The organism is Trichocoleus sp. DQ-U1 (genome assembly GCF_039961925.1).
Classification (GTDB): domain Bacteria; phylum Cyanobacteriota; class Cyanobacteriia; order Cyanobacteriales; family FACHB-T130; genus FACHB-T130.
Map to the genome: position 1 here is coordinate 22,282 of NZ_JAMPKB010000067.1, position 8,851 is coordinate 31,132.

Below are 8,851 nucleotides of genomic sequence, written 5' to 3' on the forward strand. Positions count from 1 at the left end.
TCTTATCTTCCGACCTGTGCATTCTCAATACAGGTTCTTAACTGTTCGGTGAGAACCTGGACATGGGGTTTCTTGAGCATGGTTAGGTGATTGCCAGGAATGTTATAAATTTCCACTCCTCCTCCAGCTAGCTCGCCCCAACCCATACTTGGATCTTGATTCGCAGCGATATTTTGTTCACTATTTTTCAAAAGAGTAATTTTGCTAGGATAGACTTGCGGCACATAGCTAAGCGCTGCTTGACTATTCGCTTGAAAAACCCTAAGTATCGATTTACTTCTTAATTCTTTTAATATTCGTTTTTTAGATTCTTTAGAGATTAGCTTGCTTTGGGGCTTGTCGGTAGCGGCTATAAGATAAAAATAATCCATAAAATAAGGCCATATATGTCGCGCTACTGTGTTCATCAGAAACTTTAAACCGTCCCCGAAGGAAGGTTTGTTTTTAGAAATTGGTGCGGAAGTATCTATCACAGCCAGTAGAGCTACTTTATGCCCAGTTTTTTGCAATTGTTGAGCCATCTCAAAAGCAACCAAGCCTCCAAAAGACCAACCTCCTAAAAAATAAGGGCCATTCGGCTGCACTGCACGTAAGGCATCAATATAATAAGCCGCTATATCCTCAATACGAGTTAATGGGGATTGTTCTCCGTCCATACCCAGAGGTTGTAGCCCATAAAATGGTTGTTCTGTCCCCAAATGATATGCGACTTCATAATAAGGAAAGATTACTCCTAAAATGGGATGAACGCAGAAGAAAGGTGGATTTGAACCTTTAGGCTGAATGGCAACCAAGGGCGACCAAAATGGAGAATCTGTTTCTGGAGATAGCGTGCTGGCTAGACCTTCAATAGTTGGATTTAAGAAGAGAGTAGATAGCGGTAATTCGCGTTCAAATTGCTTTTTTATCTGCTCCATGAGGGTTATACTCAGCAGCGAATTTCCCCCTAAATCGAAGAAGTTATCGTGAATACTTACACGCTTGATGTTAAGAACTTCTGCCCAAATTTTTGCAAGGGTTGATTCAGTAGGATTACGAGGCTCAATGTAAGCTTTATCTAAGGATGGGTTAGTCGAATTATCGTGTTCTGGTAAGTTATGACGATCGAATTTACCATTAGGTGTTAAAGGCAGAGATTCTAGCACGACAAAAGCTGAAGGAACCATATACTCTGGCAACTTCTTCTTTAGAAAATCACGGAGTTCAATGATTGTAGGGGTAAAGTTTTGGGCTGGTACGATATAAGCGACTAAACGCTTATCACCAGAAACTTTCTCTGTAGTAATTACTACCGTTTCTCTGACTGCTGGATGCTGAGTCAGCACTGCCTCAATCTCTCCCAGTTCAATGCGGAAGCCGCGAATTTTCACCTGGTCATCAAGGCGACCTAAAAACTCAATTTTGCCGTCTGGTTGATAACCAGCTAAATCGCCAGTTTTATAAATTGTAGAGATACGAGAGTTTTTGTCTCTATAAGAGTTAAAAGGATTAGGAATAAACCGTTCAGCAGTTAAATCGGGGCGATTGAGATATCCCTGCGCCAGTCCATCACCGCTGATGTACAATTCGCCAGTAATTCCGATGGGTAACGGCTGTAAATGGGCATCTAATATATAAATTTGAGTATTAGAAATTGGGCGACCAATGGAGGGTTTGTGACTGTCGTTGCTAATTTCTGCAATCGTCGCCCAAACAGTTGCTTCTGTTGGCCCATAAGCATTAAAAAACTTACGATCAACAGCCCAGCGCTTTACAATATTCTGCGAACAAGATTCGCCTGCACAAATGATAGTTTTTAGCGCGGGAAGTTCTTCTGTTAATACTGCGAGTACAGCAGGAGGGAGGGTGGCGTGAGTAATCGCATTATCGCGCAATAACTTGATTAAGGGTTGTCCAGGTAGAAGAGATTCTTTTTTGGCTAAATAGAGAGTTGCTCCCGATCGCAATGCCATGACAATCTCGAAGATTGAGGCATCAAAACTCAAGGATGCAAATTGCAGGATGCGATCGCTTGGCTGTACCTTGAAAACTTCGAGCTGAGCTTCTGCTAAGTTAGATAGCCCTCTGTGCTGCACTAAAACGCCTTTTGGTTTTCCAGTTGAACCAGAGGTGTAGATGACATAAGCTAGATTTTCAGATGTTACGTTGCTGCTTGGGTTGTGTTGGGGATGGTGAGCGATCGCATCCAAGTCCGTATCCAAACAAACGACAGACAAACTGTCTTGGCAATCCCCCCAACAGGTCTTCAACAGGGAGGATAGATGGGAATGAGTTAGCAAGATGGATACCTGAGCGTCCTCTAGCATGAAGTTAAGACGTTCTTGCGGATAGGTCGGATCTAAAGGCAGGTATGCTCCTCCCGCTTTAAGGATGCCTAACAGTCCCACAATCATCTCTAGGGAACGGTCTATACAGATGCCAACTAGAACGTCTGGAACTACCCCCAATTGTTGCAGGTGGTGTGCAAGTTGATTGGCTCTGATGTTGAGTTCGCGGTAGGTTAATTGCTGATTTTCAAAGATGAGCGCGTTCGCGAAGCGTGCGTTTAGCGCGATCGCATCCGGAGTCTGCTCTACTTGTGCCTCAAACAACTGATGAAAACACTGGTTTTGCGGGTAATCTCTTCTGGTATTATTCCAATCAATTAATAACTGTTGCTGTTCGGCTGCTGTTAATAAAGGCAACTCGCAAAGGCTTTGCTCTGGATTTGCGACGATACCTTCCAGCAGCGTTTGAAAATGCCCCAACATCCGGGTAATGGTAGCATCATCAAATAAATCGGTGCTGTAAATTACCTGTCCTTTGATAGCTTCCGGCGATTCCCACAGGTGAAACTCTAGGTCAAACTTAGCGCTGGGGTTGTCAAAATCTAGATGCGAAAGTGTTAACCCAGGTAACTCTAGCGCCTCGATGGGTGTATTTTGCAGGCTGAATGCAACCTGAAATAATGGATGCTGGCTCAGGTTACGCTCTGGATGCAGTTCTTCTACTAGCTTCTCAAAGGGTAAGTCTTGATGGGCATAAGCGCCTAGCGCCACCTCCCGGACTCTGCTCAGCAATTCCAGAAATGTTGGATTACCTGATAAGTTGGTACGCAGCACCAGACTATTAACAAAAAAACCAATTAATCCTTCTATTTCGCGGCGGTTGCGGTTGGCAATGGGCGAACCGACTACAATATCTGATTGCTGTGTGTAGCGGTAAAGTAAGGTTTGAAATGCCGCTAAAAGGGTCATGAACAGAGTCACCCCTTGGCGTTGCGTAAGTACCTCTAGTTCCTCACTCAGGCTTTTCGGTAACTCTAGAAATTGCGTCGCGCCTCGGTAGGTTGGAGTAGCTGGGCGAGGTTTGTCAGTGGGCAAGTTTAGTGAGGGGATATTGTCCAGCTGCTGCTTCCAGTAGGCTAACTGAGTCTCCAGAACCTCACCCTGTAGCCATTCGTGTTGCCAGTCAGCAAAGTCTGCATATTGGATGGGGAGTTCTGGCAAGGGCGATCGCTCGTTATTACCAAAAGCGGTATACAGCGTTCCGAGTTCCCGAATTAGCACTCCAATCGACCAGCCATCGGAGACAATGTGATGCAGATTCAGCAAAAGTACGTGTTCTGAGGAATCTAGCTGTAGCAGCATCACTCGCAGTAACGAGTCTTGAGATAAATCAAAAGGACGCGATCGCTCCTCAGTGGCTAGTCGTCGAGTTTCCGCTTCCCGTTCGGTTGCAGATAGATGCCGCAAATCTATAAGGGGCAAAGGTATGGTTAAGCTGGGAGCAATGACTTGAACAGGTTGCCCATCGAGCATCCTAAAAGTGGTACGCAAAGCTTCATGGCGACGCACGATTTCGTTGAACGTCTCCTCCAGCGCCCAAGCGTTGAGCGAACCCGTCAGGCGAAGTGCAGTCGCTACATTGTAAAAGGTATTGCCAGGGAATAGCTGGTCGAGAAACCACAGCCGCTGCTGGGCAAAAGATGCCGGAAAGACAAAAACCTCCGCTTCTTGCTCAGTTACTTCTTGCTCAGTGTTGAGTGCTTTCTCATCAACCGTGAGGTCGTTGTCGGTAAAATTCTGAGTCATCCGCAGATTGTACCACTGGGCATAGTTGTTCGATTATGTTGCCCATTTCCCCGCTTTCTGGTCTTCACGGAGGCTGATTAGGCTGCGTCTATACCGCGCAAAGACGGTACAGAAGATTCATCAACTGTTCCCCATCTTCCAGGTAGGTCACGTACTCGCTTTCGCTTATCTTAACGTCCTTACCTTCCATATCTGAACCGTAGCGCTCAGCCATGACGACAATTGGCGTAGTGTTGAGCAGTTCCGCTCCCTGACATATACGCCGTCCCAGGTTAATAACCTCGTCTATCGGCATATCGAACTGGTTAATCAAAATCAGACTAGGGCGATCGCGCACACCACGCGCCAGGGCGATCGCGTCTTCTTCCTGTAGCGCCTCAATCACGTGGTAGCCCCAGATGGAAAGGTTATATTTCAGGAGCGGGCGTGTATCGTCATCTAGTTCAAATATCAGAATTGTCGGTAGCCTATCTTTTTTCTGGTTCATTTGTTGTCCTTTTGCTCCTCTTTAGACCGTTACTTGCAGACTGAGGAGAGGAGACCCTCTTCCAGCCTGACTTAATCTCTACGCAACCTGTACGCGATTGGATGAGGAGCAACGAAAGTGCTTCACTTTCTGCCGCACGAGTGAAGGTGAGAACCCTTTGATCAGCCATCTCTGTCCTTGGCTCCCAGCAAGCGATCGTATTCCTCTCTGAGAACCTGGAAACACTCGCACGCAGTCGCTTCCAGCCCCGCCTGATCCAGGATCTGGACGCGACCCCGGTTGTACCGAATGAGATCCCTCTCCTGAAGCTTTTGGGCGGCTTGGGTGACACCAGCGCGGCGCACGCCCAGCATGTGACCGAGGAACTCCTGGGTAAGCTTAAGGTCATCCGAATCAATGCGGTCTTGGGCTTCGAGCAGCCAGCGTGCTAAGCGTTGATCGAGAACATGGAGGCTGTTGCAGCCAGTGGTTTGCGATATCTGGGCAATCAGGGCTTGTGTGTAGCGCAGCAGTACGTCACGCAGCCCCTTATTGCGATCAAACTCCTCCAGCAGCACCCCTGCATCCACCTTGATCGCACTGCCCGCCATTTGTACGATGTATTCAGTCTGCGTGGTCTCCCTTCCGCCCATGAAGGCATTGACGCCGACCACTTCACGGTTGCCGACTAGACCCGCCTCAACCGTGGAGCCGTCAGTCATGGTGATGGTAATCGAGATCAGGCAATCGATGGGGAAATAGAGATCCTCGATAGTTTCACCAGGATGGTGGAGTATCTTGCCCTGTTCCAGCGAGACTCGCTTCAAGTTGGGAGCAAGCTTCTCGTATACCTCACGGGGTAGGACGCTAAGCAGTCGGTTTTCAGTAGTCATCTGGAAAAGTGTTAGAAGTCTTATATAAGTAATTAGACCTCTTGCAGGACTCTCATTGCAGCATCTGTACAAAAAAAAGTCCGTAACGATAACTTGAGTTCGGGTTAATTAGGCTCTGAAAGCGCAGAGACCGGAAAGTTCTCTAATCCATTTAGTGAAAGAAGAGCAACCAGCAATGTGCAATAGTTGATTAGCCTAATTCCCAATCTTCATTCAGGATAGTTCTAAACGGCATCGACATTCAGTACGGTTTCGTACTAATAAACCCGATGGATTAAGGAGATTTTATTGGCAATGATTGCAATCCGGCTTAAAAAGACAAAACAAAGATTTATAAAGATTTTGAAAGGTAAAAGATGGATAATTTTCAATAAATATATATCATATTTTAGTCCGTGCAGCATTCAGACTTTGTTTGTATAGATGCGACTTCATTCAGTTGCCCCAATTCTAAAAATCTGTTCAGCAGTCAAATTTAACTCCGGAAACGTTGGCGATTCAATGCGGTCAGCACCCCTAAACTGACTCACTTGGTACTCACCCTCAACCATTGAGTAAACCGAAATAGTAGGTTGCTTGGGGTTGCCAATAAATCGCCTACCGCCTAACCCCAGGTAATCAACAATCCAGTATTCCGGAACACCAATTTCTTCATAATCCGCAACTTTGAGCAGGTAATCATCCCGCCAATTGGTACTGACTACTTCAATTACTAAAGGAATTGATGCACCTTGAGTAACAGTTGAAGATTTTTTCCATAACGGTTCCACCGCTAGATTAACCCGATTTAGTATTAGTACGTCTGGTAAATAACCTGATTCTTTCTCTAGAGGCTTGACTAGCGCTTGCTTGAGTATGAAGTAGGGAAGATTTAATCGCTTAAACTCCACAGTCAGTTTTGTTGCTAAAAAACCTTTGACTTCCTCATGTTCCCCTGTTGGCTGCATTTCAATAATTGTCCCGTCATGCAGTTCGTAGCGTCCCGCTTCTGGTTTCCACTCTAGAAATTTTGCAAAGGTGATGGGTTTGGGTAAGGCTTGAGTCATGGTTTACGGCTTTCCCAAAATCAATGTTGTTCTGATTTTAGGGTATTGGTGCTGCGGGGGCTGATTGAGAGAGGGGCATCGAAAGGATATATCGCTCCTCGGTAGCTAGCTGTCGAGTTTCAGCTTCCCTAAATGCATACCCTACTAGTCCGTTTACTTCATAGTTACAGTTATTGTGAAGCTCCCCGAATTATCGGAATATCCCCAATCATTCACCTTTAATACAAGGATTCCACGAGTGTTACCTGAAAGCTCATGCTTTTTTCCAATCTTAAAGTATGGTCCATCATTAAATTGACCAATTAGCGCCATAAATGAGCTACCTTGTAGCTTAGGATCTTCATCATAATCGCAGTTTTTTATACCTTCTGGTCCAGTCCAAACATCGCATTTAGAGACATGTCCTTTTGGATTTGTATGGACACGACCTGATGCGGTTATCACAACATTTTTGCCTTTTGGGATGGATATTCTTATTCCTTTTGCATTCTTTGCATCTAGCAGATAAGTTGTATCGCTGCTCGTATCTGGTTGTGGTTTCACTAGTGAGTTTAGCTGCTTGAAGAACTCTGGGTCATATTTGGCTTTATCCCAATTCTTGGCAGCTTTGACTTGCTCTGGGGTTAGCTTTCTAGCTTTCCGGAGGTCGGCTCCCTGGAGGTTGGCTCCCTGGAGATTTGCTTCCCGAAGGATGGCTCCCTGGAGATTCGCTCCCTGGAGGTTGGCTCCCTGGAGATTCGCTTTCCGAAGGTTAGCTCTTTCGAGGTCAGCATCCTGGAGACGGGCTTCCTCAAGCGTGGCATCCTGGAGGAAAGCTGTCTCAAGTTTTGCTCCAGACAAGTCAGTCTTAAAGAGAATGGCTCCCTCAAGCGTGGCTCCCTCAAGGTTGGCTTTCGGAAGCTCGGCTTCCTGGAGGTTAGCTTCCCGGAGGTTAGCTTCTTGGAGATTAGCTTTCTCAAGGTTGGCTTTTTGGAGCAGGGCTTGTTCGAGAACGACTCTTTTGAGGATAGCTCCCTTCAGATTGATTCCGTCTAAATTAGCTTGTCTAGCATTCAAACCTTCTAAACTGACTTTATCGTTATTCAAATCCTCAAGCGCCTTAATTCTGCCTCCACTAGTTTGCTGATCTCGAGCAGAATTAACTATCTGCCAAGCTTGATAGTGCGCCTGTTTTTGCCGTTTTGGAGCTTCCCGTACATAGTTTATTCCACTTAGTAAAACACTTATCAGTACACTTCCTTGCAATAGCTTAAGCCCTAAAAAAGCAGCCCAATTTTTAGGAAATTTTTGGTGTTTTTTAGATAAGAAATCCTTGATAGTTTCTAAATCAGGCAACTTAAATTGATTCGGGTTTGTCTGATTATCCTCATTAAATTTTTGATAGTAATAAATTAAGTATGATTCATACAAATTACGATATGTATCTGGCAAGATTCCCAATTTTATAGCGTTTTGGGTTATCTTACAGTCCTTAATAAATTCATTAGAATCTTCTTCAATCTTGGTAAAACTATATTTCAATGCCTCTACCCATTTTTGTGAGTCTACATCAACTGGTGTAAAATTTTCGCTTTGCTGTTGACAATAAATTTCGTACAAACGGCGGTAGTCATCAACTACCATGTTTAGCTGTTTTGATTGCTCTAATAAGTCGTACTCGCGTTTGAGTCGTTCTGATCCGTTGTAGACTCTGGCGAAACTTTGTAGTAACTCCTCAATCCTCTGCATGTTGTAATTCATAGATAACTCCTTTTGTGATATGGCAATATTTCCCACAAATACGCGAAGTGAATTTCCCCATACCTAAATATTTCTTTACAATTGCTTAATCGCTCGGTATCTTGTTCGCTTTGTCAATGCGTAAGTCCTAGAGTTGTGGGATTTGCCATAAGGCGATAGCTTCGCGCAAGTGTCTCAAAACCCTCTGCAAAGGCAAATTTACCCTAATTGCATTACGCTCCTAGGAGATAGGCTGAGTTGTCAGCAGGCTTAAGCAAAGGAACGCTCGCCTGCACTCATTGCCCCTCTATCTTGACCAATTCAAGCACTGCTCACAGTAATCCGTTGCTCTCGACAGGTGCGCTCATAAGTTGCCGCCAAGTCAACTGGCAAGCAAATTTCACCGCGCAACCACAGGGGTAGAGTTAGCAGAATACTGCCGAGCGATAGTTCTTCTTGCCAGATATCTAAGCTTGGTTGTCCATTGCGCTCGATCGCTCGATAGGCGATCGCGTAACTCCACCACTTGCACCAGTATGATTAGACTTCTTGCGTGAATAGCGAGAGTGTGAGTAAAAGTAGGTTAAGGGGGAAAGCCAGTATGACCTACGAACAACTCAAACAACTCAAACCAAGCGCCTTTAAACGTAGATG

General features: G+C 45.3%; 5 protein-coding genes. All 5 read right to left on the reverse strand.

Going from position 1 to position 8,851, the window contains the following annotated elements; all coding sequences use genetic code 11:
- Positions 1 to 2: 2 nt before the first annotated feature.
- Positions 3 to 4,073 (reverse strand): amino acid adenylation domain-containing protein, encoded by a 4,071-nt coding sequence (locus NDI34_RS21870; RefSeq protein WP_348233815.1) that lies wholly within the window; start codon positions 4,071 to 4,073, stop codon positions 3 to 5.
- Between the two features lie 88 nt (positions 4,074 to 4,161).
- Entirely contained in the window at positions 4,162 to 4,560 is a 399-nt protein-coding gene (locus tag NDI34_RS21875; protein WP_190412279.1) for a hypothetical protein, read from the reverse strand.
- 161 nt (positions 4,561 to 4,721) lie between these two features.
- A complete protein-coding gene (locus NDI34_RS21880; protein WP_348233816.1) occupies positions 4,722 to 5,504 on the reverse strand; it encodes a Crp/Fnr family transcriptional regulator in 783 nt (260 codons plus the stop codon).
- Positions 5,505 to 5,863: 359 nt separating this feature from the next.
- The gene (locus NDI34_RS21885) at positions 5,864 to 6,478 is read right to left on the reverse strand and encodes a Uma2 family endonuclease (protein ID WP_348233817.1); all 615 of its coding nucleotides are present in this window, start codon (positions 6,476 to 6,478) and stop codon (positions 5,864 to 5,866) included.
- Between the two features lie 153 nt (positions 6,479 to 6,631).
- The gene (locus NDI34_RS21890) at positions 6,632 to 8,254 is read right to left on the reverse strand and encodes a pentapeptide repeat-containing protein (RefSeq protein ID WP_348233818.1); all 1,623 of its coding nucleotides are present in this window, start codon (positions 8,252 to 8,254) and stop codon (positions 6,632 to 6,634) included.
- Between the last annotated feature and the right edge of the window lie 597 nt (positions 8,255 to 8,851).